Annotated in this window: 23 protein-coding genes and 2 tRNA genes; 9 read left to right on the plus strand and 16 right to left on the minus strand. The window is 71.2% G+C overall.

Annotated elements, in window-relative coordinates; genetic code table 11:
- Positions 1–5 precede the first annotated feature (5 nt).
- From Prum_RS13005 to Prum_RS49460, 6 genes are all read left to right on the plus strand, one after another.
- Positions 6–1,535 (plus strand): CYTH and CHAD domain-containing protein, encoded by a 1,530-nt coding sequence (locus Prum_RS13005; protein ID WP_173076751.1) that lies wholly within the window; start codon positions 6–8, stop codon positions 1,533–1,535.
- Complete coding sequence (locus tag Prum_RS13010) at positions 1,523–2,410, plus strand: NUDIX domain-containing protein (RefSeq protein ID WP_173076753.1); 888 nt, start codon at positions 1,523–1,525, stop codon at positions 2,408–2,410. Before Prum_RS13005 ends, Prum_RS13010 begins: the two co-directional genes overlap by 13 nt.
- A 107-nt stretch (positions 2,411–2,517) precedes the next feature.
- Entirely contained in the window at positions 2,518–3,642 is a 1,125-nt protein-coding gene (locus Prum_RS13015) for a sensor histidine kinase (protein ID WP_173076755.1), read from the plus strand.
- Positions 3,635–4,327, plus strand: coding sequence for a response regulator (locus Prum_RS13020; protein ID WP_173076757.1), 693 nt, complete (start codon positions 3,635–3,637; stop codon positions 4,325–4,327). The genes Prum_RS13015 and Prum_RS13020 overlap by 8 nt, the downstream gene beginning before the upstream one ends.
- A 55-nt stretch (positions 4,328–4,382) precedes the next feature.
- Positions 4,383–6,029, plus strand: coding sequence for an MMPL family transporter (locus Prum_RS13025; protein ID WP_218577221.1), 1,647 nt, complete (start codon positions 4,383–4,385; stop codon positions 6,027–6,029).
- A complete protein-coding gene (locus Prum_RS49460) occupies positions 5,957–6,427 on the plus strand; it encodes an MMPL family transporter (RefSeq protein ID WP_218577222.1) in 471 nt (156 codons plus the stop codon). Before Prum_RS13025 ends, Prum_RS49460 begins: the two co-directional genes overlap by 73 nt.
- A gap of 67 nt (positions 6,428–6,494) precedes the next feature.
- Here the strand turns inward: Prum_RS49460 and Prum_RS13030 are convergent, their stop codons facing one another.
- From Prum_RS13030 to leuC, 3 genes are all read right to left on the minus strand, one after another.
- The gene (locus Prum_RS13030) at positions 6,495–7,040 is read right to left on the minus strand and encodes an HU family DNA-binding protein (protein ID WP_173076759.1); all 546 of its coding nucleotides are present in this window, start codon (positions 7,038–7,040) and stop codon (positions 6,495–6,497) included.
- A gap of 165 nt (positions 7,041–7,205) precedes the next feature.
- Entirely contained in the window at positions 7,206–7,793 is a 588-nt protein-coding gene (gene leuD / locus Prum_RS13035) for a 3-isopropylmalate dehydratase small subunit (protein ID WP_173076761.1), read from the minus strand.
- Positions 7,794–7,805: 12 nt separating this feature from the next.
- The gene (leuC, locus tag Prum_RS13040; RefSeq protein ID WP_173076763.1) at positions 7,806–9,254 is read right to left on the minus strand and encodes a 3-isopropylmalate dehydratase large subunit; all 1,449 of its coding nucleotides are present in this window, start codon (positions 9,252–9,254) and stop codon (positions 7,806–7,808) included.
- 49 nt (positions 9,255–9,303) lie between these two features.
- On the opposite strand from leuC, the gene Prum_RS13045 reads away from it, so the two are divergent.
- Positions 9,304–9,990 (plus strand): IclR family transcriptional regulator, encoded by a 687-nt coding sequence (locus Prum_RS13045; protein ID WP_173076765.1) that lies wholly within the window; start codon positions 9,304–9,306, stop codon positions 9,988–9,990.
- Positions 9,991–10,299: 309 nt separating this feature from the next.
- Here Prum_RS13045 and Prum_RS13050 read toward each other — a convergent pair.
- The 3 genes from Prum_RS13050 to Prum_RS13060 form a co-directional block, all read right to left on the minus strand.
- A tRNA-Glu gene (locus tag Prum_RS13050) sits at positions 10,300–10,372 on the minus strand.
- Between the two features lie 85 nt (positions 10,373–10,457).
- Positions 10,458–10,529: transfer RNA gene (locus tag Prum_RS13055), tRNA-Gln, on the minus strand.
- 75 nt (positions 10,530–10,604) lie between these two features.
- Positions 10,605–11,381, minus strand: a complete 777-nt coding sequence (locus Prum_RS13060) for a fumarylacetoacetate hydrolase family protein (RefSeq protein ID WP_173076767.1) — start codon at positions 11,379–11,381, stop codon at positions 10,605–10,607.
- Positions 11,382–11,404: 23 nt separating this feature from the next.
- Here Prum_RS13060 and Prum_RS13065 point away from each other — a divergent pair, with 23 nt between their 5' ends.
- Positions 11,405–12,208 (plus strand): 3-methyladenine DNA glycosylase, encoded by an 804-nt coding sequence (locus Prum_RS13065; RefSeq protein WP_173076769.1) that lies wholly within the window; start codon positions 11,405–11,407, stop codon positions 12,206–12,208.
- Here the strand turns inward: Prum_RS13065 and arfB are convergent.
- Positions 12,183–12,602 carry an alternative ribosome rescue aminoacyl-tRNA hydrolase ArfB gene (arfB, locus tag Prum_RS13070; protein ID WP_173076771.1) on the minus strand — a complete coding sequence of 140 codons (420 nt, stop codon included), beginning with the start codon at positions 12,600–12,602 and terminating at the stop codon, positions 12,183–12,185. The genes Prum_RS13065 and arfB overlap by 26 nt on opposite strands.
- A 5-nt stretch (positions 12,603–12,607) precedes the next feature.
- Positions 12,608–13,267 carry a DUF1345 domain-containing protein gene (locus Prum_RS13075; RefSeq protein WP_246277861.1) on the minus strand — a complete coding sequence of 220 codons (660 nt, stop codon included), beginning with the start codon at positions 13,265–13,267 and terminating at the stop codon, positions 12,608–12,610.
- Positions 13,268–13,375: 108 nt separating this feature from the next.
- Between Prum_RS13075 and Prum_RS13080 the strand changes: the two genes are divergently transcribed.
- Positions 13,376–14,923, plus strand: a complete 1,548-nt coding sequence (locus Prum_RS13080; RefSeq protein WP_173076775.1) for a pectate lyase family protein — start codon at positions 13,376–13,378, stop codon at positions 14,921–14,923.
- A gap of 34 nt (positions 14,924–14,957) precedes the next feature.
- Here Prum_RS13080 and Prum_RS13085 read toward each other — a convergent pair whose 3' ends face one another.
- The 8 genes from Prum_RS13085 to Prum_RS13120 all read right to left on the minus strand — a co-directional run bounded on the left by Prum_RS13085 (position 14,958) and on the right by Prum_RS13120 (position 24,064).
- Positions 14,958–16,178 (minus strand): sensor histidine kinase, encoded by a 1,221-nt coding sequence (locus Prum_RS13085; protein WP_173076777.1) that lies wholly within the window; start codon positions 16,176–16,178, stop codon positions 14,958–14,960.
- Positions 16,175–16,855, minus strand: coding sequence for a response regulator transcription factor (locus Prum_RS13090; RefSeq protein WP_173076779.1), 681 nt, complete (start codon positions 16,853–16,855; stop codon positions 16,175–16,177). The genes Prum_RS13085 and Prum_RS13090 overlap by 4 nt, the downstream gene beginning before the upstream one ends.
- 10 nt (positions 16,856–16,865) lie before the next feature.
- Positions 16,866–17,735: a S1C family serine protease gene (locus Prum_RS13095; protein WP_173076781.1), complete on the minus strand. Its 870-nt coding sequence runs from the start codon at positions 17,733–17,735 to the stop codon at positions 16,866–16,868.
- A gap of 8 nt (positions 17,736–17,743) precedes the next feature.
- Entirely contained in the window at positions 17,744–18,706 is a 963-nt protein-coding gene (locus Prum_RS13100) for a VWA domain-containing protein (RefSeq protein ID WP_173076783.1), read from the minus strand.
- Entirely contained in the window at positions 18,703–19,674 is a 972-nt protein-coding gene (locus tag Prum_RS13105) for a DUF58 domain-containing protein (protein ID WP_173076785.1), read from the minus strand. The genes Prum_RS13100 and Prum_RS13105 overlap by 4 nt, the downstream gene beginning before the upstream one ends.
- Positions 19,671–20,672: an AAA family ATPase gene (locus Prum_RS13110; RefSeq protein WP_371871230.1), complete on the minus strand. Its 1,002-nt coding sequence runs from the start codon at positions 20,670–20,672 to the stop codon at positions 19,671–19,673. Before Prum_RS13110 ends, Prum_RS13105 begins: the two co-directional genes overlap by 4 nt.
- Before the next feature lie 8 nt (positions 20,673–20,680).
- Positions 20,681–20,857, minus strand: a complete 177-nt coding sequence (locus tag Prum_RS13115) for a hypothetical protein (RefSeq protein ID WP_173076789.1) — start codon at positions 20,855–20,857, stop codon at positions 20,681–20,683.
- Between the two features lie 132 nt (positions 20,858–20,989).
- Entirely contained in the window at positions 20,990–24,064 is a 3,075-nt protein-coding gene (locus Prum_RS13120) for a TIR domain-containing protein (RefSeq protein ID WP_173076791.1), read from the minus strand.
- Between the last annotated feature and the right edge of the window lie 4 nt (positions 24,065–24,068).

Raw genomic sequence — 24,068 nt, forward strand, 5'->3', positions numbered from 1 at the left:
ATCGGATGCTGGAGGAGGAACGCAAGTACGAGGTCGAGCCCCGCTTCGCGCTGCCGGATCTGACCGGCGCCCTGCCCTCCGGCGGGCGGATAGTCGAGCGGCCCGCTGTCACGCTCACCGCCACCTACTACGACGCCCCCGACCTGCGCCTGGCTCGGGCTGGCGTGTCGCTGCGCTACCGGCGTGGCGACGCGGAGCCGTGGACGGTCAAGCTGCCCGCCGACGTGCCCGGCGTCCGGCACGAGATCTCCCGCGGCGGCGGGCCGGACATCCCGCCCGCTGACCTGGTCGCGCTGGTGACGGCGTACTCGCTCGGGGCGCCGCTCGAACCCGCCACCGTCGTGCGCACGGTCCGCCAGGCGTACGAGCTGCGCGACGGCAACGACCGGATGCTCGCCGAGCTGGCCGACGACGCGGTCTCGGTGCTCGACGGCCGGAAGGTCAAGAGCAAGTTCCGCGAGATCGAGGTGGAGCGCAAGGCCGGCGGCCGCAAGCTGCTCGACCGCGTGGAGGAGGCGCTGCGCGAGGCCGGCGCGGTCGCGGGCGGGTTCACCCCCAAGCACGTGCGCGCGCTCGGCGAGGCCGCGGCCGGCCCGCCCGACCTGGTGTCCGCGAGCGACGTGCCGCGCAAGCCGAAGGCCGGCGAGGTGGTGACCGCGGCGATCCGGCGCGGCATCGGCCGGATCCTCACCCACGACCCGCTCGTCCGGCTGCGCGCGCCGGTCGGCGACAACGACACCGCCGTACACCAGATGCGGGTCGGCTGCCGCCGGCTGCGCAGCGACCTGCGCACGTTCGGGCCGCTGGTGGAAGCCTCCTGGGCGAAGCCGCTGCGCGACGAGCTCGGCTGGATAGCCGGGCTGCTCGGCGGCGCCCGCGACGCCGAGGTGCTGCGCGCCCGGCTGCGCCGCACCGCCGCAACCGACCCGCTGGCGCCGCCGGACGAGGCCGCGGTCGCGCGCATCGACGCCGACCTCGCCGCCCGCCACGAGGACGCGCTCGTCGCGCTCGACGAAGGGCTGCGCTCCGACCGGTACGTCAAGCTGGTCGAGGTCCTCGTCGCGGCGGCAAAGGAGCCACACCTGACCCCGCTGGCCCGCTCGCGCGCGGTCGACGTACTGCCGAAGCTGGTGTCCCGGCCGTGGCGGCAGTTCGCCCACGGCTCGCGCGGCATCGACGGCGCCGCCGAGCTCGACCCGTACGCTCCCGACGAGCAGTGGCACGCCGTACGGATCAACGGCAAGCGCGCTCGCTACGCCGTAGAAGCCGTCGCCGGCGTGCTCGGCGGCGCGGCGCCGGAGCTGGCCAAGGCCCTCGCCGGCGTGCAGGACCTGCTCGGCGAGCACCAGGACGCGGCGACCGCCGCCGAGACCTGGCTGGCGATCGCGATGGCCGACCCCGACGACCACGCGCTCGCGGTGACCGCGGGCCGCCTCTTCGAGCGCGAGCGGGCCGCGATCCGCACGGTCCGCACCGACTTCCCCGACGCGTGGGACAAGGCGGCCAAACCGCGGATGACAGCTTGGCTGCCGTAACCCCGATCCGGGCCGCCGGCGGCGTCGTGTGGCGGCCGGCGGCCGGCGGCGTCGAGGTCTGCCTCGTGCACCGGCCGCGCTACGACGACTGGTCGCTGCCCAAAGGCAAGCTGATGGCCCGTGAGCACCCGCTGGCCGCCGCCGTGCGCGAGGTGGCGGAGGAGACCGGCGTACGCGGGCAGCCGCAGGTCCGCCTCCCGTCCGCCCACTATCGGCGGGATGGCATCCCGAAGGTGGTCGACTACTGGTCGATGCGGGCGCTGTCGGTGCCGCGGTTCCGGGGCAACGCCGAGGTGGACCGGCTGCGCTGGCTCCCGCCCGAGCAGGCGGCCCGCCGGCTCACCTATCCGCACGACGCCCGGGTGCTGCGGCACTTCGTGAGCCTGCCGGCCATCACCGCCGTACAGGTCCTGGTGCGGCACGGCCAGGCCGGCAAGCGCGGCGCGTACCCGGGCCCGGACAGCGCCCGGCCGCTCGACCCGGTGGGGCGCGCCCAGGCCCGCGCGCTCGCCCCGCTGCTCGCCCTCGTGGCACCCGACCGGCTCGTGTCCGCCTCCCCGCGCCGCTGCACCCAGACCCTCGACCCGCTTGTCTCCCTGGTGGAGCTCCCGATCGAAGCCGACCCGTCCCTCAACGAGCCCAAGCCCGGCCAGGACCCGATCGACGTGACCGCCGAGGCCGCCGGCCGGCTCATCGCGCTGGCGACCGATGGCGTCACCACGGTGGTGTGCAGCCAGGGCAAGGTGATCCCGGGCGCGCTGGCCCGCATGGCCGCCCTGGGCTCCCCCAAAGCCTGGACCACCCCCAAGGGCACCGGCTGGCTCCTCGCCTACACCGGCCCCCACCTAACCGCCGCCGACCGCCTCACCCCCTAGCAAGGAAGGGCACCTTGTTAACGCTTTCTGCATAGGAGGGGGCCCTTCCTAACCCGCTCGCTCTCTGGAGGGAGGTGCGGGGGTGCGGGAGCGGGGATACTCCTGGCGTGGGGTGGGTTCGGGCGCTTCGAGAGCGGGCGGCGGCGTTGCCACCGCGCGCGGTGGACGCGGGCATCGCGTTGGCCTGCTACCTGGCCACCGTGCTGCCGGCGCACAAGGTGGTCGAGACCAGCCCGGCCACCCTGCTGCTCGCCGCGCTCGCGTCGATCCCGCTCGTCTGGCGCCGCCGGTACCCGTTTCCGGTCACGGTGGCCTGCGGGGCCGGGACGATCGGGTTGGCTCTCGTCCACGGGCTGGGCGACATGCCGCTGGGGCAACTGGTCGCCACGTACACCCTCGCCGCCGTCGCAGGTGCGCGGGCCAGGCTGGTGGGCGGCGTCGGCACGTTGGCCGGCACCGCGTTCTGCGTGCTCTACCTGAGCAACAAGCTCGGCGAGTTGGCGATCACCATGACGCTCTTCGTGGCGGCGTGGGCGCTGGGCACGAGCACCCGGGCCCGGCACGACCGCATCGCGCTGCTGGAGGAGCGGGGCCGCCGGCAGGCCGAGGAACGGGAGTCGGCCGCATCCCGCGAGCGCGAACGGATCGCCCGCGACATGCATGACATCCTGGCCCACTCGATCAGCCTCATCGCGGTGCAGGCCGAGGCGGGACCGGTTCTTGTCCGCACCAACCCGGAGCGCGCCGAACGGGTCTTCGACACCATCGGAGAGACCGCTCGCGAGACGTTGACGCAGCTCCGCCGTACCCTCGGAGTCCTGCGCGGAGAAAGCGGCCGCGCTCCCCAGCCCGACCTCGACGGGGTCGCTGAGCTGGCCGAGCGGGCGCGCGAGGCCGGCCTCGCGGTGGCGGTCGAGGAGCGCGGCGATCCGCGGACGCTGCCGCCGGAGCTGGGTTTGACCGCCTACCGGGTGGTGCAGGAGTCGCTGACGAACGTGGTCCGGCACGCCCGCGCCAGCCAGGTGTGGATCCGGTTGGAGTGGGCGGAGGATCGGTTGGGCGTGGCGGTCAGCGACGACGGGCGTGGGCCGGGCGAGCCGAACGGCGGTCACGGCCTGATCGGCATGCGCGAGCGGGTGAACGCCGTGGGCGGCACGCTGCGCACCGGCGCCGGCCCGGACGGCAAGGGCTTCCTGGTCTCCGCCACGCTCCCGGTCGGTACGCATGGGTGAGCCGCTGCGGGTCCTCGTCGTCGACGATCAGGCCCTGGTACGCGACGGCTTCTGCGTGATCCTGGACGCCCAACCGGACATCACGGTGGTCGGGGAGGCCGGCGACGGTGAAGAGGCCGTCACGGCGGCCCTGGCGCTGCGCCCGGACGTGGTCCTGATGGACGTCCGGATGCCGAAGCTCGACGGCATCCAGGCCACCGCCCGCATCTGCGCGCAGACGGCGGCGCGGGTGCTGGTGCTCACCACGTTCGACGTGGACGAGTACGTCTACGACGCGCTGCACGCGGGTGCGAGCGGCTTCCTGCTCAAGGACATGCGACGCGACGAGCTGGTGGCGGCGGTGCGCACGATCGCGGCCGGGGAGGCGCTGCTCGCGCCCACCGTGACGCGCCGGCTGATCGCCGAGATGGTGAGCCGCGACCGGGCCGCGCCGGCCGGGCCGCGGCCGGAGAGCCGGCTGTCCGCGTTGACCGCGCGGGAGACCGACACGCTGCGGCTGGTGGCGCGCGGCCTGTCCAACGCCGAGATCGCGAGCGCGCTCTTCGTCACCGAGCACACCGTGAAGACGCACGTCAGCAACCTGCTCACCAAGCTGGGTCTGCGCGACCGGGTGCAGGCGGTCGTTCTCGCGTACGAGTCGGGACTGGTCGTGCCCGGCGCTTCTCACTCCCTCGACGGAGGCTGAGGTTCCGCTCCTCGCGGCGATCCGGCGCGGGGGTGTGCCGGACGAGCATCAGCACATGCTTACCTCTGTCACGGGATTCGCGATCCGGCGGCCGCGTCTGGTCATCGCCGCCTGGGTGCTCGTACTGGTCGCCGGCTTCGGCATCGGCGTCGGCGTCTTCGGGCGCCTCACGGGAGATATCTCCGCGGGGTCGGGCAGCGAGTCGGCCCGCGCCGACGCGCGGCTGGGCGGTGTGGCCGAGGATCCCGCCATTACGGCGGTGGTAGAGGGCGGTTCCCGGTCTGCCGTCGACGCCGCCGTCACAGACATTCGGGCGCTTCCGGGGGTGGCGGAGGTGAGCCCGCCGCAGCCCTCCACCGAGACCGGCGAGGCGTTCGTCCTCCGGGTCACCCTTCGGGACGACTCGGCCGCAGAGGCGGCGGCGGCGCGCCTGGCGCAGATCACCGCCGCGCGGGTCACCGTCGCCGGCGGGCCGCTCACCGAGGACGAGTACGGCACGCAGGCCGAGAAAGACGTGCAGCGCGCCGAGTTGTTGACCACCCCGGTCGTACTCGTGTTGCTGCTGCTCATCTTCGGCGGCCTGCTGGCGGCGGGGCTGCCGCTGCTGATCGCCGTGGTCGGCGTGGCCGGGGCGTTCGGCATCCTCTACGGCTTCAGCGAAGTCACCGACGTCTCGGTGTACTCCATCCAGGTCGTCACGATGATGGCCGTCGGGTTGGGCGTGGACTACGCGCTGCTGGTGGTGAACCGGTTCCGGGAGGAGCGCTCCGTCGACCCGGACGTGCCGGGCGCGGTTGCCCGTACGGCGGCCAGCGCCGGCCGTACGGTGCTCTTCGCCGGGCTCACGGTCGCGCTCGCCCTGGCCGGGCTGACCGTCTTCCCCGATCCGTTCCTGCGTTCCATGGGGCTCGCCGGCATGGCGGTCGTGGTCGTGGACCTGCTCGCCGCGCTGACCCTGCTGCCGGCGATGCTGGTGCTCTTCGGCCGCCGCATCAAGCCGGCGGCACCGAGTAGCGGCGGCGGCTTCTTCGCCCGCGTGGCGCACGGTGTGCAGCGCCGTCCGGTCGTGACGCTGCTGGTGACCTCGGCCGCACTGGTGTTCGTCGCGCTGCCCGCGCTGGATCTGCGGCTGGGCCTCGGGGATCCGCGCATGCTGCCGTCCGACTCGGCCACCCGCCAGCTGTACGAGGCGCTGGAGACCCATTACCCGCAGGGGAACGCGCCGGATCCGATCGAGGCGGCGGCCGCGGTGGGCGCCGACGATCCCGACCTGGCCGCGCTGCGCGACCGGATCGCCGGCGTGGACGGCGTTTCCCGGGTCGAGGTGGTACCGGTCGGGACCGACCTGACGCTGCTGGAGGCGTACCCGGTCGAGCCGCCGACGTCCGACCGCACGAAGGAGGCTGTGGAAGAGATCCGCACGCTGCCGGCGCGGTTCGACGTGCTGGTGGGCGGGGACGCGGCCATGCTGGTCGACTACGAGGCGATGCTGGTGAGCCGCGCGCCCTGGGCCGCCGGCGTGGTGGTGCTGGGCACGATGGTGCTGTTGTTCGCGTTCACCGGGTCGGTCCTGCTGCCCCTGAAGGCCGTGCTCACCAACGCGCTCAGCATCGGCGCCGCGCTCGGGCCGTGGTGTGGGTGTTCCAGCAGGGCCATCTGGCCGGCCTGTTCGCCACCGAGGGACTGGGGTACGTCAACCTGACCGTGCCCGTGCTGGTGGCGGCGATCGCGTTCGGGCTGTCCGTGGACTACGAGGTCTTCCTGCTCTCCCGCATCCGGGAACGGTGGTTGGCCGGCGTACCGGCCGACCGTGCGGTGGCCGAAGGGATCCAGCGCACCGGACGGATCATCACGTCGGCGGCGCTGCTGCTGGTGGTCGTCTTCGCCGGCTTCATCACGGGCGGCTTCGTGCCCATCAAGGGAATCGGGCTGGGACTGGTGCTGGCGGTGGCGATCGACGCGACGGTCGTCCGGATGTTGTTGGTACCGGCCACGATGACGCTGCTGAACCGGTACAACTGGTGGGCACCCGCGCCGTTGCGCAAATTGCATGGCCGGATCGAGGTTTCAGAAGAGCGGGAACCGGCTTTGGTGGGCTGAACGACGTCGCCGGCTGAACGACAAGGAGGGCACCCGAATCGGGTGCCCTCCTTTGGTATCGCCTGGGTCAGCGCTTCGGCGCGGCCTTGCGGGCCGGGGCCTTCTTGGCGGGGGCCTTCTTCGCCGCTGCCGTGGTGCGCGCGGTGGTGGCCTTGGTCGCCGCCGCGCGGGTCGACTTGGCCGTGGTCGCCTTCTTGGCGGGGGCGGCCTTGGTCGCGGCCGCCTTGGCGGGGGCCTTCTTCGCGGCGGTAGTGGTGGTGGCCTTGGCAGTGGTCGCCTTGGCAGTGGTCGCCTTCGCGGTACCGGTGGTCTTCTTGGCGGCGGCTACCTTCGGCACCTTGCCGCTGGCAACCATCTCCTTGAAGCCGGCGCCGGCGCGGAAGGCCGGAACCGACGTCTTCTTCACCTTCACCGCTTCGCCGGTGCGCGGGTTGCGAGCTGTTCGCGCACCGCGCACCCGCTTCTCGAAGACACCGAAACCGGTGATCGCCACCCGGTCGCCCTTGGTGACAGCGTTCTGGACCTCTGCCAGCACCGCGTCGAGCGCCGCCGTCGCCGCCTTCTTGTCCCCCAAGCGGGCGGCGAGCGCCTCGATGAGCTCGGCCTTGTTCACGACTTCCCTCCCGTACCTAACATTGGACTCAACACGAGCCATTCTGCGCGCACGGTATGCCCTTTGCCCACTCGGGGCAAACATCCTGCCGAAAAAAGGCGTTGTGTCGTAACGGATTCGCCCCTGTCGGATGACCCGACAGGGGCGAAAACGGCTAGGTTCGCGCTACAAGACGGCTGGCAGGAAGGGCAGACGGCCCTTCTCGTACGCGGTAATCGCGTCCTCGTGGCGCAACGTCAGTCCAATGTCGTCCAGGCCCTCCAGCAGGCGCCAGCGGCTGAAGTCGTCCAGCGGGAAAGACCAGGTCGCGTCGTCCGCGCGTACCTCCCGACTGGTCAGGTCGACCGTTACCTGCGCGGTCGGGTCGCTCTCGACCAGGTCCCACAGGGCTTCCACAGCCTTGAGTTCCAGCTCGACCGGCAGCAGGCCCTCCTTCAACGCGTTGCCCCGGAAGATGTCTCCGAAGCGCGGCGAGATGACGGCCTTGAATCCGAAGTCCCGCAACGCCCAGACGGCGTGCTCGCGGGAGGAACCGGTCCCGAACTCCGGCCCGGCGATGAGGATCGAGGCGCCCGCGTACACGGGATTGTTGAGCACGAAGCTTGGATCTTCCCGCCACGCGCTGAAGAGCCCGTCGGCGAAGCCCGTGCGGGTCACCCGCTTCAGGTAGACCGCCGGGATGATCTGGTCGGTATCCACGTTGGACCGGCGCAGCGGGATCGCCGTACCGGTGTGCACGGTGAACTTGTCCATGTCGTTGCGGCCTCAGTTCAGATCGGCGGGCGCGGCGAGGCGGCCCACAACGGCGGTTGCGGCGGCGACCGGCGGCGAGACCAGATGGGTACGCCCACCACGGCCCTGCCGGCCCTCGAAGTTGCGGTTGGAGGTGGACGCCGAGCGCTCGCCGGGCTTGAGCGTGTCCGGGTTCATGCCGAGGCACATGGAGCAGCCGGCGAACCGCCACTCGGCGCCGGCGTCGGTGAAGACCTTGTCCAGCCCTTCATGCTCGGCCGCCTCGCGCACCACGGCCGAGCCGGGCACCACCAGCATCCGTACGCCGTCGTGGACCTTGTGGCCGCGGAGCACTTCCGCCGCGGCCCGCAGGTCTTCCAGCCGGCCGTTGGTGCACGAGCCGACGAAGACGACGTCGACCGCGATGTCGCGCAACGGCGTACCGGGCCGCAGGTCCATGTACTCCAGCGCGCGCCGCGCCGCCGACCGGTCGACCTCCTCGACGAACTCCTCCGGGTCCGGCACGGCGCCGTCGAGCGCGCTGCCCTGCCCCGGATTGGTGCCCCACGTGACGAACGGGCTGATCCGCGTCGCGTCGAGGATCACCTCGGTGTCGTACGTGGCGCCCTCGTCGGTCACCAGGCCGCGCCAGTGCGCCACCGCCGCGTCCCACGCCTCGCCCTGCGGCGCGTTGGGGCGCCCCTTCAGGTACGCGAAGGTGGTCTCGTCCGGCGCGATCATGCCGGCCTTGGCGCCCCACTCGATGGACATGTTGCAGATGGTCATCCGGCCCTCCATCGAGAGCGCGCGGATGGCCTCGCCGCGGTACTCCACGATGTGGCCGCGCCCGCCGCCGGTGCCCACCTGGGCAATCAGCGCCAGCACGAGATCCTTCGAGGTGACGCCCGGGCCCAACTCACCGGTGACGGTCACCGCCATCGTCTTCGGGCGGGACTGGGGCAGCGTCTGCGTGGCGAGCACGTGCTCGACCTCGCTCGTACCGATCCCGAACGCGAGCGCGCCGAACGCGCCGTGGGTCGCGGTGTGTGAGTCGCCGCACACGATCGTCAAACCGGGCTGGGTAAGCCCCAGCTGCGGGCCGATCACGTGCACGATCCCCTGCTGTTCGTGGCCCAGCGGGTGCAGCTTCACGCCGAACTCGGCGCAGTTCTTCCGCAGGGTCTCTATCTGCGTACGCGAGGTCGGGTCAGCGATCGTCAACAGGTCACCGCGACGGGTGTTGAACGCCGGGTCGGCGTATCCCGTGGGCGTGTTGTGATCCTCGGTCGCGAGCGTCAGATCCGTGCGCCGCACCGGGCGACCGGCCATCCGCAGGCCGTCGAACGCCTGCGGGCTGGTCACCTCGTGCAGAAGGTGCAGGTCGATGAACAGCAGATCCGGCTCACCCTCGGCGGATCGCACCACGTGGGCGTCCCACACCTTTTCGGCAAGGGTCCTGGGTTTCTGCGTGTCTCCCACCATCTGGACATCCTAAATTCTGGGAGGTATGTTTCGGCTTGTGGGACACAGTATGAGCGGTGTCGGCGTTCTCGACAAGGCGGTGGTCATCCTGGCCGCCTGCGTAGACGGCGCCAGCCTGGCCGAACTCGTTGATCGCACCAAGCTGCCGCGAGCCACCGCGCACCGGCTCGCGCAAGCGTTGGAGATCCACCGAATGCTGGTACGGGACACCCAGGGACGCTGGCGTCCCGGGCCGCGCTTGGGCGAACTCGCCAACGCAGCCCCCGACGTGCTTCTGACCGCCGCGGAGCCGCTCCTGGCCGCGCTCCGCGACGCCACCGGCGAGAGCGCACAGCTCTATCTTCGTCGCGCCGACGAACGCATCTGCGTCGGGGCCGCCGAACGCGCCAGCGGCCTGCGCGACACCGTCCCGGTGGGCGCGGTGCTCCCCATGACCGCCGGGTCCGCCGCCCAGGTCCTGCTCGCCTGGGAACCGCCCGAGGCCGTCATGCCCCTGCTGCCCCGCTGCAAGTTCACCGGCCGCACCCTGGCCGAGGTACGTCGCCGCGGCTGGGCGCAGAGCGTCGCCGAGCGCGAGGCCGGTGTGGCGAGCGTCTCCGCCCCGATCCGCGACCGCACCGGTCGCGTGATCGCCGCGATCAGCGTGTCCGGCCCGATAGAGCGCCTCGGCCGCCGCCCGGGAGACCGCCACGCCATGGCCGTCGTCCGCGCCGGCCAACGCCTCAGCGGCTTGTAACCCGCCCGCTCCCCGCGCTCCGCGCGCTTCCCGCGTTCCGCGTCCGCGTTCCGCGGCCCGCGGACTTGCGCGCCGATCAAGGACTTGCGCGCCGATCAAGGGCATATGGTCGTGCTTTGATCTCCGATCCACGACCGTATGCCCTTGATCGGCGCGGGATTCCTTGATCGGCGCGGGATTCCTTGATCGGCGACGCGCCGACCGCCGGCGACGGCGGACCGCCGGCGACGACCGCCGGCGCAACGCGCGCCCGCAGCGCCATACCGGGAAGACGACGAAGGGCCCGCGCTCTGCGCGGGCCCTTGCATGTAGCCCCGACCGGATTCGAACCGGCGCTACCGCCTTGAGAGGGCGGCGTCCTAGGCCGCTAGACGACGGGGCCAGGACTTTCGTTCCGCTGCCCTTGGAGGACAACGGTGCTGAACTCTACCAGAGACCAACACCGGTGCCTTCGCAGGACATCGGCGCTGGGGTACCAGGACTCGAACCTAGACTAACTGAACCAGAATCAGTTGGGCTGCCAATTACCCCATACCCCATTGGCGCGTGCCGCAGGCTCGCACCGGAGGGGAACTCTACCCGACCCTGGGGCGGCGCCCAAATCGACCCGTACGTCACTCCACGGCCACAACCGGGTTGGCCAGGTCACCTATTCCCTCGATCCGCACCGTCACGGTGTCGCCGGCGAGGATCGGGCTGACGCCGGCCGGCGTGCCGGTCAGGATCACGTCGCCGGGCAGCAGCGTCATGACGTGTGAGACGTACGACACGAGGGTGGGCACGTCGAAGACCAGGTCTTTGGTGCGGCCGAGTTGGCGTACCTCGTCGTTGACCTCGCAGCGGACTTCCAAGTCGCTCACGTCGAGGTCGGTGACGATCCACGGGCCGAGCGGGCAGAACGAGTCGAAGCCCTTCGCCCGGGTGAACTGGACGTCCGCCTTCTGCAGGTCGCGGGCGGTCACGTCGTTCGCGCAGGTGTAGCCGAAGATGACCCGGGACGCGTCGGCCCGGCTCAGCCGGCTCACCGGGCCCACGCCGATCACCACGGCCAGCTCGGCCTCGTGCTCGACCTGCTTGGACTGCGGCGGCAGCTTGATCGAGTCGCGCGGGCCGATCACCGACGTGGACGGCTTGAGGAACATCAGCGGTTCCTTGGGCAGCTCGTTGCCGAGCTCGGCGGCGTGGTCGGCGTAGTTGCGCCCGATCCCGATCACCTTGCTGGAGAAGATCGGTGCCAGCAGCCGCACGTCGGACAGCGCCCATCGCTGCCCGGTGAGCCGCACCTCATCGAACGGGAGACCGGTGGTCTCGGCGACGGTCAGGCCGTCCGCGTCGCCCTCGACGACCCCGAACGACATCCCACCGGCATGAACGAAACGAGCGATACGCACGACGTTCAACCTACCCTGGACGGATGCTGGTCCTGGACGAGGCGGTGTGGAAGGCGCGGCGGGCGGCGCACGAGCGCCGGGTCGATGCCTGGATCGCCCCGCATCTGGAACGCCGGCGCGCCGGGATCAAGCACCCGGTCGAGGATTTTCTGTTCACCTACTACTCGTTCCGCCCGGCGCAGCTGCGGCGGTGGCACCCGGGCGCGGGCGTCATCCTCGAAAACGGCGAGGTCCTCGAAAGCAGCGAGCAGGTGACGCTCAACACCCAGTGGATCAAGACGCTCCTGGAGCAGACGGCGAAGCGACCGGCCCACTTCGGGTGCTTCGGCATGCACGAGTGGGCGATGGTCTACCGCGCCGACGGCGTGCGCCACGGTCAGGTGCCGCTGCGCCTGTCCCCCGCCGAGACCGCCCGCGTGGTGGAGAGCAACCGGGTGCGGTGCAGCCACTTCGACGCGTTCCGCTTCTTCACGCCGCCGGCCCGCCCGCTCAACCAGCTCAGCCCGACCCGGGAGACCCAGCACGAGAACGAGCAGCCGGGCTGCCTGCACGCCAACATGGACCTCTACAAGTGGGCGTACAAGCTGTCGCCGCTCGTCGAGAGCGAGCTGGTCGCGGACGCCTTCGCGCTCGCGCGCGACATCCGCGCGCTGGACATGCGCGCCAGCCCTTACGACCTGGCCGAGCTGGGCTATCCGCCGGTCCGGGTCGAGACCCCACAAGGCAAATCTGAGTACGCGTCGGCGCAGCGCGCCTTCGCGGAGCGAGCGGCTCCCATACGGCTCCGGCTGATCGAGGCGATCAGTCGACTCGACGGTTCTTCTTGATCTGGGAACGGCGGCGCTTGTCGTCGAGCCGCCGCTGTTTCGCGGCCCGGCTCGGCTTGGTGGGTCGCCGTGGGGGCGGCGGCGGGGCGACCGCCTCCCGCAGCAGCGCGGCCAGGCGTTCCCGGGCCGCCTCCCGGTTGGCGAGCTGGGCGCGGTACTCGCTCGCCGCGATCGTCAGCACCCCGTCGACCAGCCGGTTCGCGAGCCGGTCCAGGGCGCGGTCCTTCAGTGGTGGCGGGAGCGCCGCCGACCCGGCCACGTCGTACGACAGCTCGACCCGGCTGTCCGCGGTGTTCACCCCTTGGCCGCCGGGCCCGGAGGAGCGCGAGAAGCGCTCGCTCAGCTCCGCGCCGGGGATCACCAGGCGGTCGGTCACGCGAAGGTCGTCGGGCACGCCTACTAGTTAAGCGCGTTCACCGCGCGGGCGATCACCAGGACCACGATGAGGAACGACACGCACGACTGCACCGTCATCGCCATCTTCCCCCAGCGGGCCAGCGGCATCGTGTCGGTCGGGCTGAACGCGGTCGAGTTCGTGAACGCCAGGTACAGGTAGTCGACGAAGACCGGCCGCCACTTCTCGTGCGCCAGGTCCGGCAGCGTCATCTGCGGGAAGAGGAAGTCGGGCTGCAGGCGGGTGGCGCTGGCCCGCACGGCCGGGCCGCCCCGGTCGAGCAGCCAGTACCAGAGCGCGAAGACGATCACGTTGGTCAGCCAGATGACCGCCCCGCTCACCAGCACGTCGCCGGGCTGCTCGGTCTCGCCCCGGACCAGCACGAGCACCAGCCGCCCGGTCGACCAGATCACGGCCACGGTCGCCGCCGCGTTCAGCGCGAGGCTCGCGGCCCGCACGGCCTTCGTTTCCTCGTTGATCCGGAACGGGTTGACGGCGAGCACCCCGAGCAGGAGGGCGATCTCGACGGAGGGCAGCAGCCACCTCGGGTCGAATGCGAGCTGTTGCGGGGTCACCCACTGCAGCGCGATCGCCACGGCGATGGCGAGCGCGACCGGCGACCGGTGCTCGCCCGGGTGCGGTCGCCGCCACAGGGGTTCAGTCACTCGTCCATTGTGGTTTGACATCTGCCAATCTGGTTCCTAAAGTGCTTGGAAAGCGCTTTCCACATTCGAGGGTCTGCCACCTCACCCGCTCCGAGAGGCAGACCCCGCATGCGCCGATCCACCCTCGCCGCCGCCCTGGTCGCGGCCACACTGCTCGCTGTCACCGCCGTCGGCTTCGCCGGGGGCGCCCAGGCGGCCACCCTCTTCTCGGACGACTTCGAGGACGGCAACAGCACCGGCTGGACCACCAGCGGCGGCACCTGGGCGGTCGCCGCCGACGGCTCGCAGGTGCTGCGCCAATCCGGTACGAGCAGCGACGCCCGGGCGCGGGCCGGCTCGGCCTCGTGGACGGACTACACCGTCACCGCCCGGGTCAAGCCCACCGCGTTCAGCGGCACCAACCGCTTCGCCGCGGTGCTGGCGCGTGCGCAGTCGGCCACCAGTTACTACTACGTCGCGCTGCGCTCCAACAACACGGTGGAGCTCAAGCGGCTGGTGAACGGCACGGCCACCACGCTCGCCTCCGCGTCGCTGACGGTCGCGGCCGGTACGACGTACACGGTGAGCCTGCAGGTGTCCGGCTCGACGCTGCGCAGCACGGTGAACGGGGGCACGGCGCTGACCGCGACGGACACCACGTACACGGCCGGCGGAGTCGGAGTGGCCACGTACTACGCGGCGGCGAACTTCGACGACGTGGTGGTGGAGACCACGGCGGCGCCTCCCACCACTTCCCCCGTGACGACTCCCCCGGTGACGACGCCTCCGCCGGCCCCCACCGGCGGCCCGATCGGCTTCGCCGCGCTCAACACGTTGGGGCAGAACGGCACCACGGGCGGTGCCGGCGGGCGCACGGTCACCGCGACCAACGCCACCGAGTTCCTGGAGTACATCGACAGCACCGAGACGCTCGTCATCCGCGTCTCCGGCCAGATCGACATCACCAGCAAGCAGGGCGTACGCCCCAACAAGACGATCATCGGCGTAGGCACTTCGGGCCACATCAACGGCGGCGGGCTGGACTTCTACCGGTCGTACAACGTGATCGTGCGGAACCTGCTCTTCACCAACGCGGAGGACGACGCGGTCAACGTCGGCCAGGAGTCGCACCACATCTGGGTCGACCACAACACGTTCCGCGGGGCGGTCGACGGCTCGGTCGACATCGTGCGCGGGGCCGACTTCGTGACGGTGTCGTGGAACCACTTCGACCACTCCGACAAGAGCATGCTGATCAGCCACTCGGACGGGGCGGCCTCGACGGACACCGGACACCTGAAGGTGACCATCCACAACAACTTCTTCGACAACAGCCGGCAGCGGCACCCGCGCATCCGCTTCGGCGAGCCGGTGCACATCTTCAACAACTACTTCTTGAGCAACGAGCTGTACGGCGTCGCCTCGGTGCAGAGCGCGGGCGCGGTCGTCGAGGGCAACTACTTCGAGAACGTGCCGTACCCGTGCTTCTCCGCGAGCGGGTACGCGGACAGCGGGCCGGGCCGCCTGGTCCAGCGCAACAACGTGTTCGTCGGCTCGGGCCCGTGCGAGGTCGCCGGCTCGGTGGTCGAGCCGCGCACCTACTACTCCTACTCCGTCGACAGCCCCTCGAACGTGCCCAGCACCGTCCGCGCGGGCGCCGGCTACGGCAAGGTTTAGATGTTAGGAAGGGCCCCTTCCTATGCAAAAAACGTTAGGAAGGGGCCCTTCCTTGCACAGCGAGCGGGGAGGTTGACGGCGCGGGGGTGTCGTCGGCGCGGTCGCGGGCCGGCAGCCACAGCACGAACGTGCTGCCGGCCCCGAGCGACGAGAACACGCCCACGTGACCGCCGTGCGACTCGGTGATCTGCCGGACGATGGCGAGCCCGAGCCCCGTACGGCGGTCGCGGGACGGGTGCGAGCCGCGCCAGAAGCGGTCGAACACCCGGGGCTGGTCGTCGACGGCGATGCCCGGCCCCGCGTCGGCGACCGCCAGCCACAGCCACCCGCCGGTGCGCCCGGTCGCGATGGTGACCGTGCCGCCCTCGGGCGAGAGCCGGACGGCGTTCGACAGCAGGTTCCCGGCGGCCCGGCGCACCGCGTCGTGGTCGCCGATGAACTCCAGTTCCGTGCTCACGTCGTACCGGAGCGTGACCGTGCGCCCGGCGGCGATAGCGGCGAATTCCTCGCCGGCCTCGCGCGCGACGGCGCCAAGGTCCACATCGGAGTCGGCGAGCGCGACGGCGTTGCGGCGCGCGGTGGCCAGCAGATCCTCGACGAGTCGCGACATCCGCGTGGTGGCCCGGTCGATGACCCGGATGGCCCGCTCCCGTTCGGGATCGGTGCTGTCCGGCGCGTCCATAAGGGACGCGTCGAGGTTGGCCCGGATGATCGCGAGCGGGCTGCGCAGCTCGTGCGAGGCGTCGTCGATGAGCTGTCGCTGCGCGCGGAACGCCTCGTCCAGCCGGTCGAGCATCGAGTCGATGGTGTCGCCGAGGTCGCGCAGCTCGTCGTGCGCGCCCTCCAGCCGGATCCGCCGGGACAGGTCGGTCGCCTGGATCTCCCGGGCGGTGCGCGCGATCCTGCCCACCGGCCGCAGTGCCCGCCCGGACAGCACCCACCCGATGCCGAGGCTGGCGACGAAGAGCCCGCCGAGCGCGATCAGCGAGTAGTTGCGCAGCGTCTGCAGGGTGTTGAAGTTGACCGCCGACTCGATCTCGTCGACCTGCGCCACGTCCATCGTGCCGGTGAACCGGTTGCCGTCGTAGACCTTGGCCCGGATCGACTTGGTGATCGGCTTGGGGTCGGTGGCGCGCTCGACCGCGACGTACGTCACGGCGAGCCCCGCCCCGGCGAGCGCGAAGAGCAGCGTGGAGTAGAGCACCGTCAGCCGAAACCGGATCGACTGCGCGAACCGCGGCAGCTTCAGCCTCATGGCGCCTCCTTCAGCCGGTACCCCCTGCCCACCACCGTCTCGATCGCCTCGCCGCCCAGCTTGCGCCGCAGCGTGCCCACGGTCACCCGCACGGTCTGCGTGAACGGGTCGGCGTTCTCGTCCCAGACGTGTTCGAGCAGTTCCTCGGCGGAGACGACGTGTCCGGGACGGGTCATGAGGTATTCCAGCACGCCGAACTCCTTCGGCGTCAGGCGCACCTCGTCGCCGTTGCGGTGCACCTCGTGCCGGGCCACGTCCAGCCGCAGCTCGCCCACCTCCAGCACGGCCGTCCCGCCGCCGGTGTCGCGACGCAGCAGCGCGCGCACCCGGGCCAGCAGCTCGGCCAGCGCGAACGGCTTGACGAGGTAGTCGTCGGCGCCCTCGTCCAGCCCGCGCACCCGGTCGTGCAGCGAGCCGCGCGCGGTCAGCATGAGGATCCGTAGGTCGGTGCCGCCCACCACGGGCATCTCGGCGCGCCGGATCGCGCGGCAGACCTCGAAGCCGTCGGCGTCCGGCAGATTGATGTCCAGCAGCATCAGGTCGTACGCGTTGACGCCCAGCCGGTCGTACGCCTGCGCGGCGTCGCCGGCCACGTCGACCGCGTGGCCGGCGCGGACCAGACCGAGGCGGATGGCCTCGGCCAGGTCCTCCTCGTCCTCGACTACCAGCAACCGCATGTCAGAAACGCTATCCGCCGCTGCCGATGATCCGCTCAGCCGCCTGCTGGGCCTGCTCGATCGGGATGGCGAAGCCGATGCCGATGTTGCCGCTGCCGTCCAGCGTGGCTATTGCGGTGTTCACGCCGATCACCTCGCCGCGGGCGTTCACCAGCGGGCCGCCGGAGTTGCCCGGGTTGATTGAGGCGTCAGTCTGGATCGCGTCGCGCCGGGCGCCGGTGTCGCCGAGCCGCACCTGCCGGTCCAGTGCGCTCACGATACCCGCCGTGACGGTGCCGGACAGCCCGAGCGGCGAGCCGACCGCCAGCACCGGCTCGCCGACCTTGGTGGTGCCGGGCTGGGCGAGCGCGAGCGGGCGCAGCGCGGACGACGGCGTCACCTGGAGCACCGCGATGTCGCTGCTCGGGTCGCGCCCGACCACCTGGGCCGGCAACCGGCGCCCGTCCTGCCCGACCACGCTCACGTCGCCGCCGCCCGCGACGACGTGGTTGTTGGTGATGATGTGGCCCTGGTTGTCGATGACGAAGCCCGAACCGCCCGAGTTGCCGACCCGCACCGAGACCACGCCCGGCAGCGCGGTCGCCGCGGCGGCGACGAGGTCGCTCGGCACGTTCCCTGTGGCCGGGGGCGGTGTGGTCTGCACCGGCCCCTCCGGCGTTGGCGTAGGCGCGGCCTCGTCGTCCGCGACCCAGCCTCCGGCCAACGCCCCGGAGGTGGCCGAAACAGCTACCACCGCCAGGCCCGCGAGCAGCAGGCGCGGCCAACGCACGGGGCCAGCCACCGCGACATCTCCGGGTACGCCGGGCCGGGGCGTCGCCCAGGGGTCCAGCTCGGGTGAGATGAACCCTGGCCCGCGTGGTTCTCCGAGTCCTTTGTGCACAGTGTCTCCTAGGGGATGCGGGCGAACCAGAACATGGATGCGGCCGCCGCCAGCAACGCCAGGATCAGGCCGAGGCCGATGAAGCGGGCCGACACGTCCTGCCGCTCGGTGGTGTAGCCGACCGAGCTGCCGATGTCGTCGTACACCGCGCGCAGCTCCTCGGAACTGCCCGCCTCGTGGTATCCGCCACCGGTCTGCTCGGCCACCGCCTGCAGCGTCTCGCCGTCCACGGGCACGGTCATGGTGCGGCCCGCGCCACCCTCGATGACGCCCGACTCGGTGCCGAACGCGATCGTGTCCACCGGTACGCCGGCCGCCGTCGCCGCCTGCGACGCCTCGCCCGGGTCGCGCCCGGCCGTGTTGGCGCCGTCCGACAGCACCACCACGCGGGCCGGCGGCGGCTCCTCAGCGGCCTGCGCGTCAAGCGTCTGGATCGACTCCAGCGCCGCGTAGATCGCCTCGCCGATCGCCGTACCCTGCTGGCCGGTGCGCCCCTCGGCGAGCCGGTCGATGCCGGCGTACATCGCCTGCCGGTCGGTCACCGGCGCGACGAACACCGAGGCGTTGCCGGCAAAGCCGACCAGCCCGACGTTGAACTCCTCGGGCAGCCCTTCGACGAACTCGCGCGCCGCCGCCTTGGCCGACGTCAGCCGGTCCGGGTCCACGTCGGTGGCCATCATGGACAGTGAGACGTCGACGGCCACGATGACGGTGGCCCGCTCCCGCGGCACCCGCACCTCGTCGCTGGGCCGGGCGAAGCCGACGATCAGCAGCCCCAGCATGGCCAGGAAGAGGCTCGCCGGCACGTGCCTGCGCCAGCCGGGGCGCTTCGGCGCGACCCGGTCCAGCAGGCGCAGGTTCGTGAAGCGCACCGCGTACCGGCTGCGCCGCCGCTGCATGAACACGTACGCCACGGCCAAAACCGCAACGCCGAGCAGCAGCCACAGGCGTACCGGGCTCTCCCAGCTCATGCCGGATTCCTCCTGGTCGCGGCCGCCATGGCGAGCCGGCGCTGGGCGAACACGTGCCGCACGATGTCGGCCACCCAGTCCCGGTCGGTCCGAAGTGGAAGGTGCGCCGCCCCGGCCCGGCGCAGCGCCCGGCGTACCGTCTCGCGCTGGGCGGACGCGGCCGCCGCGTACCGCTCGCGGAGCCGGCGGCTGCCGGTCGACACCTCGCGCCGCTGCCCGCTCTCCGGGTCGACCAGCGTGATGAGCCCGACGTCCGGCAGTTCCAGCTCGCGCGGATCGGCCACCTCCACGGCCAGCACCTGATGCCGCACCGCCAGCCGGCGCAGCTCCGCCTCCCAGTCCGGCCGGCTCGCCGCACCGTCGTCGTCCGGCAGTCCGTCCAGGAAGTCGGAGACCACGACCACCAGGCCCCGCCTGGGCGCCGACCGCCGCAGCCCGGCGATCGCCTCCGCGAGCGCGGGCGGCCGCACGCCTTCGGCACCCCCGGGCACGGCCAGCAGCGCGCGCAGCATCCCCAGCAGGTGGGTACGCCCGGTGCGGGCCGGGAAGCGACGCACCGATTCCGTGCCGAGCACGTGCGCGCCCAGCCGATTGCCTGAGCCGGCGGTCAGGAAGCCGACCGCCGCCGTGGCGGCCACCGCCAGTTCCCGCTTCTCCAGCTCGGCCGTGCCGAAGTCCATGCTGGGCGTCGCGTCGGCCAGCACCCAGGTGGTCAGCTCCCGGTCGGCGTCGACCTCGCGGACGTGCGGCACGGCCGTCCGCGCCGTCACCGCCCAGTCCATCCGGCGCACCTCGTCCTCGCCCGGCCGGTACTCCCGGCTGCCGCTCATCTCGCTCCCGGCGCCGGGCAGCAGCCCGAGGTACTGGCCGTGCAGGAGCCCGTCCAGCCGGCGCGTGATGGTCAGCTCCAGCCGCCGCAGCCGCCGTTCCGGAGCAAGCTCGTGGATGGTCGCGTACCCGTCGTTCATGCTGCTTTCTCCGCTTGTTGCGGGGCGATCTTCGGCGGTGGCACCGCCTCGACCAGCCGGCGCACGACGGACTCGGCGGCCACCCCGTCGGCGACCGCGTCGAACGACAGCACCAGCCGGTGCGACAGCACGTCGACCGCGAGATCGGTAACGTCGGACGGCAGCACGTAGTCCCGGCCACGCAGGAGCGCCAACGCCCGGGCGGCGGCCACCAGACCGAGGGTGGCCCGCGGGCTCGCCCCGTACGCCAACTGCGCCTTGACGTCGCCCGCACCGAACCGTTCCGGCTGCCGGGTCGCCACCACCAGGCGGACCACGTACTCGGCCAACGCGTGGTGCACGAAGACCCCACGCGCCAGCTCCTGCAGGGCCCGCAGCCGCCCCGGATCCAGCACCGTGCGCGGCTCCGGCCGCGTGGTGCCCATCCGGTACAGGATGCCCAGCTCCTCCTCGTCGGTCGGGTAGTCCACCACGACCTTCATCAGGAACCGGTCGCGCTGCGCCTCCGGCAGCTGGTAGACCCCTTCGGACTCGATCGGGTTCTGGGTGGCCAGCACCAGGAACGGGTCGGGCACCTTGAAGCTCTTGCCGCCGATCGACACCTGCCGCTCGGCCATCGCCTCAAGCAACGCCGACTGCACCTTCGCGGGCGCCCGGTTAATCTCGTCGGCGAGCACCAGGTTCGCCATGATCGGGCCCAGCTCGACGTCGAACGTCTCCTTCGACGACCGGTAGATCCGCGTGCCGACAATGTCGGACGGCACCAGGTCCGGCGTGAACTGGATCCGGCTGAACGTCCCGCCGACCGCCGTAGCCAGGGTCTGCGCGGCCAGCGTCTTGGCCACGCCCGGCACGCCCTCCAGCAGCGTGTGCCCGTCCGCCAGCAGGGCCGTGAGCAGCCGCTCGACCAGCTTGTCCTGCCCGACGATGACCCGCTTCACCTCGAAAAGGGCCTGCTCCAGCTGCACGTGCGGCGCGGCGGCCTCGGTGTCTGCCATGGTGGCCGTCATAGACCGGCCTCGCTCGACTCACCGGACTTCTCGGGACAGTCCTCTTGCTGGTTCGTGATCCGCACGTCGCGGTCGGAACCCGTCTCGTCGGCGGCGTACGCCGCACCCCCGGCGACGACGACCGCCGCGGCCGTTCCGGCGAAGGCGAGTCCGACGATGGTTTTGATCCGCATGATGTCGCGTCCCTCCGTCTGCACCTGAGACGGGCGCCCGGGTCCAATCGCTGGGGCAGCAACCTGGGCGCCCGCATGGGTACATGTCACCAGGAGGCACCGAAAGACAGCCGAAGGCGGCTGAGGAAGGGCTCAGGAACCCAACAGGTCGCGCAGCCCGGCTGCGGCGGCGCGCTGCGGCGGGATCTGGTACAGGCTGAGGATCAGGTCAAAGACCCGGACGAAGTACGCCTCGGGCTCGCGGAAGTCGGCGTAGACGCGCCCCTGCAGCAGCGGCGGGAGGGACGACTCGGGCGTGCCTTCCAAGAGGACCGGTAGCACGGTCTCCTTGCATGCCTTGCTCCCGATCATGCGTACGCCGATCAGATCCCCCTCGGCGTCGACGACGTAGCCGCGCATCGGCTCGTCGTTGTCGTACTTGGCGCGGTAGCGCGGGGTTCCCACCACGATCACGCGGTCGGCCTTCTGCACCCGCTCCACGAAGCGCGGCACGCTGGAACCGATCCGGGCGTTCTCCCACCGGTCGAGGACGACGGTGATTCCCGCCTTCACGAGGTCGGTGGCCAACTCGTGCTCCACCCACCGCTCCTGGTCCGCGTCGCCCCAGGCATAGCTCACGAAGCACTCAGGCACGCTGATCTGCTCCTGCGTCACATACGCCTTCAGCCGGAACAATGCCTCCTCGAACCGGGACCGTTGGGCCGCGACGCGGCGCTGCGTGTCCAGGTCCTCCGCCTGGACGCGGGATAGCTCGATCGGCGCGTTCGCCCTCGGCAACGAGACCGGCTCACCGCACCGGGTACAGAAGATCCGCTCGTCGCCATCGGCCAGGTGCTCCCGGACGACCGCCCGGTTGAGCCGGTGCCCGTTCGGGCAGGTGACCTGCTCGTAGCGATCAACGGCCAGGTCGCGCCGGGCGAGGAAGCTCTCGAAGAGCCCTTGGAACAGACCCCGGACCGTCGCGCCCACGCTCGAGCTGAAGTAGAGCACGAAGTCCAGCTCGCCCTCCCGTTCGTCCTCCAGCCGAAAGCCACAGATGAGGCCGTCGCCCACGACGTACCGGGCCTGGTTGTGCCACTGGTTGGCGCGGTTGAACGTGCTCGTGTAGCCCAGCAGCACCACAAGCGAGGCGTAGACGTTCTCCACAGCGCCGCAGACCGTGTACGCCACGGTCTCCTCCACCTTCTGTCCATCGTCGACGGTGGGCTTCCTCAAGTTGATCAGCTCGGGAAAGACCAGGTACACCTGAGAGTTGAGCGGATCGGTCTCCCGGAAGCAGACCTTGTGGTCGATGAACCTGGCGACCGCGGAGTCGAGCAGCACCTCCCGCTCGTCCAGCGACAGGCCATCCAGCTCCGGAAAGTGGCAGTCGCCCGCGAGTAGGCGCCGCTCCTCAATGGACCCCAGGCCCTTCGGGTTACGGCGTGCCTCCAGCACCATCGAGGACGCCAGATTGTTCAGCAACTCCGGCGCCAGGAGGATCCGTTCCTCACCCTGCGAGGTACGCAGCCGCGATACGTAACCATGGTTGGAGAGGTGGCCCACCGCGGTGAGCATCTCCGCATCGGTGAACTCCGTGACGGCCCGGTCCGCGACCAGCCGGTGGCGCAACTCGGCCGGGGTCAGGATGACCTGATCCGGCCGGCCCTGCTCCTTGAGGCCGAGCACGTAGTCCTTGATCCGCTTGAACGTCTCGGTCGTGACCGTCGTCGGCCGCCGGTCCCACGCGATAGCGTCGCGCATCCGCTCGACGAGCCCAGGTAGCCCTTCACCGGTGAACGCGCTAGTCGTGACGCAGCCCTGGACACCGGTCTGGGCGCAGAACAGCTCGACCTCCTCCGGGGCCAGCCGCGAGGTGCCCCGGTCGCTCCTAGCCGCGACAAGGATCACCGGACGCCGCAATCGTCCATTGTGGAGACCAAGCTGTCGCAGCCAGTACTCGACGCCGCGCAGCGGGGCGTCGTCGCGGGTGGGGTCGAAGAGCACCAGGGCGAGATCGGCATCGTCGAGGAAGAGCGCGTGGATGAGCCGGTAGTCCGGCTGACCGGCCAGGTCCCAGAGGATCGCCTCGCACTGCGCGCCGTCCGTACGGGTCGCACCGAGCTCGTCGACCAGCCAGAACTGCTGGCCGTGGGTGGACGGGTGCTCCTTGAAGGCGCCATGGGCGAGCCGCCAGCCCAGCCCGGTCTTGCCCACGCCGGACTCGCCCACCAAGACGATCTTCGCAGTGGTGTACGTGTGGCCCGTCGGCTGTTCCCGTCCCAGCAGGACATCGGCGTCGTACTCCCAAACGCCAACCGTCGCGTTGGCGCCGTCGATATCCGGATACGTGACGACCGCCAGCCGGGGCAGGCTGGGGTGGAAGGCGGCCGCCTGCACCGAGTCCGTGCTGGGTGGCACCGGTAGCACGCCCACGCAAGCCCACGTCTCCACGTTCCAAAAACGCACTGTGTCGTCGCTGGCGTGGGTTGCCAGCAGCCGTCCGCCGCCCACGAACGCGCCGCGGAAGACACCGTTAGTGTGCCCTTCAAGCGTCGTCACGAGGTTACCGTCGTCGGCGGTCCACACCTTGATGCTTCGGTATCCGTCGTCCGCCGCCACGAACCGGCCGCTGGGGTGGAACGCGACGGTGTCCACGCGGTCCTCTTCTTCCCCGAGCGTCCTCGTCAAGGCGCCACCGTTGGCCACGTCCCAGAGGTGGATAACGCTGTCCGTGGCCGTCACCAGCGCGGTCCCCCCGGGGCTGAAGGCAAGGTCCCTCGCGAACTGCGCGTCAGTAATGTCGGCACGAAGGTGGATCCTGTCGCGATCGACGTCCCACAGTTGCACGCCCTCGCCCCCGCTGGCCAAGGCTCGGCCATCGGGTGCGAACGCGATGCACTCGACCAGCGACGTGACGTGGCTGGCCAGGAGGCGGCCACTGCGCGAGTCCCAGAACCTGATGACACCGCCCTGTGCGAACTCCGGCTGGTACCCGGCGCTGGCGAGAGCCTCCCCGTCCGGCGCGAAGGACATGCGGCGGATATCGTCATCGGTCTCGATGGCCAGGGTCTGTGTTCCCGACCCGTGGTCCCACAGCCGGATGACCCTGTCTGTCGACACCGCGAGCAGGCTCCCGTCCGGCGACCACGCCACCCGGACCTCCCTGCCGGACGCCGGGATTTGGCGGACGTGGGTAAAGGCGTTGTCCCGATCGGCGGCGGTCACGGCT

The organism is Phytohabitans rumicis, from assembly GCF_011764445.1.
GTDB classification, from domain to species: Bacteria; Actinomycetota; Actinomycetes; order Mycobacteriales; family Micromonosporaceae; genus Phytohabitans; species Phytohabitans rumicis.

What these genes read in the sequence shown, in the direction of transcription:
- Prum_RS13005 (WP_173076751.1), top strand. Translation starts at nt 6, where the DNA reads ATGCTGGAGGAGGAACGCAAGTACGAGGTCGAGCCCCGCTTCGCGCTG.
- Prum_RS13020 (WP_173076757.1), top strand. Translation starts at nt 3,635, where the DNA reads ATGGGTGAGCCGCTGCGGGTCCTCGTCGTCGACGATCAGGCCCTGGTA.
- Prum_RS13025 (WP_218577221.1), top strand. Translation starts at nt 4,383, where the DNA reads ATGCTTACCTCTGTCACGGGATTCGCGATCCGGCGGCCGCGTCTGGTC.
- leuD (WP_173076761.1), bottom strand. Translation starts at nt 7,793, where the DNA reads ATGGACAAGTTCACCGTGCACACCGGTACGGCGATCCCGCTGCGCCGG.
- leuC (WP_173076763.1), bottom strand. Translation starts at nt 9,254, where the DNA reads ATGGTGGGAGACACGCAGAAACCCAGGACCCTTGCCGAAAAGGTGTGG.
- Prum_RS13045 (WP_173076765.1), top strand. Translation starts at nt 9,304, where the DNA reads ATGAGCGGTGTCGGCGTTCTCGACAAGGCGGTGGTCATCCTGGCCGCC.
- Prum_RS13065 (WP_173076769.1), top strand. Translation starts at nt 11,405, where the DNA reads ATGCTGGTCCTGGACGAGGCGGTGTGGAAGGCGCGGCGGGCGGCGCAC.
- Prum_RS13080 (WP_173076775.1), top strand. Translation starts at nt 13,376, where the DNA reads ATGCGCCGATCCACCCTCGCCGCCGCCCTGGTCGCGGCCACACTGCTC.
- Prum_RS13085 (WP_173076777.1), bottom strand. Translation starts at nt 16,178, where the DNA reads ATGAGGCTGAAGCTGCCGCGGTTCGCGCAGTCGATCCGGTTTCGGCTG.
- Prum_RS13090 (WP_173076779.1), bottom strand. Translation starts at nt 16,855, where the DNA reads ATGCGGTTGCTGGTAGTCGAGGACGAGGAGGACCTGGCCGAGGCCATC.
- Prum_RS13100 (WP_173076783.1), bottom strand. Translation starts at nt 18,706, where the DNA reads ATGAGCTGGGAGAGCCCGGTACGCCTGTGGCTGCTGCTCGGCGTTGCG.
- Prum_RS13105 (WP_173076785.1), bottom strand. Translation starts at nt 19,674, where the DNA reads ATGAACGACGGGTACGCGACCATCCACGAGCTTGCTCCGGAACGGCGG.
- Prum_RS13110 (WP_371871230.1), bottom strand. Translation starts at nt 20,672, where the DNA reads ATGGCAGACACCGAGGCCGCCGCGCCGCACGTGCAGCTGGAGCAGGCC.
- Prum_RS13115 (WP_173076789.1), bottom strand. Translation starts at nt 20,857, where the DNA reads ATGCGGATCAAAACCATCGTCGGACTCGCCTTCGCCGGAACGGCCGCG.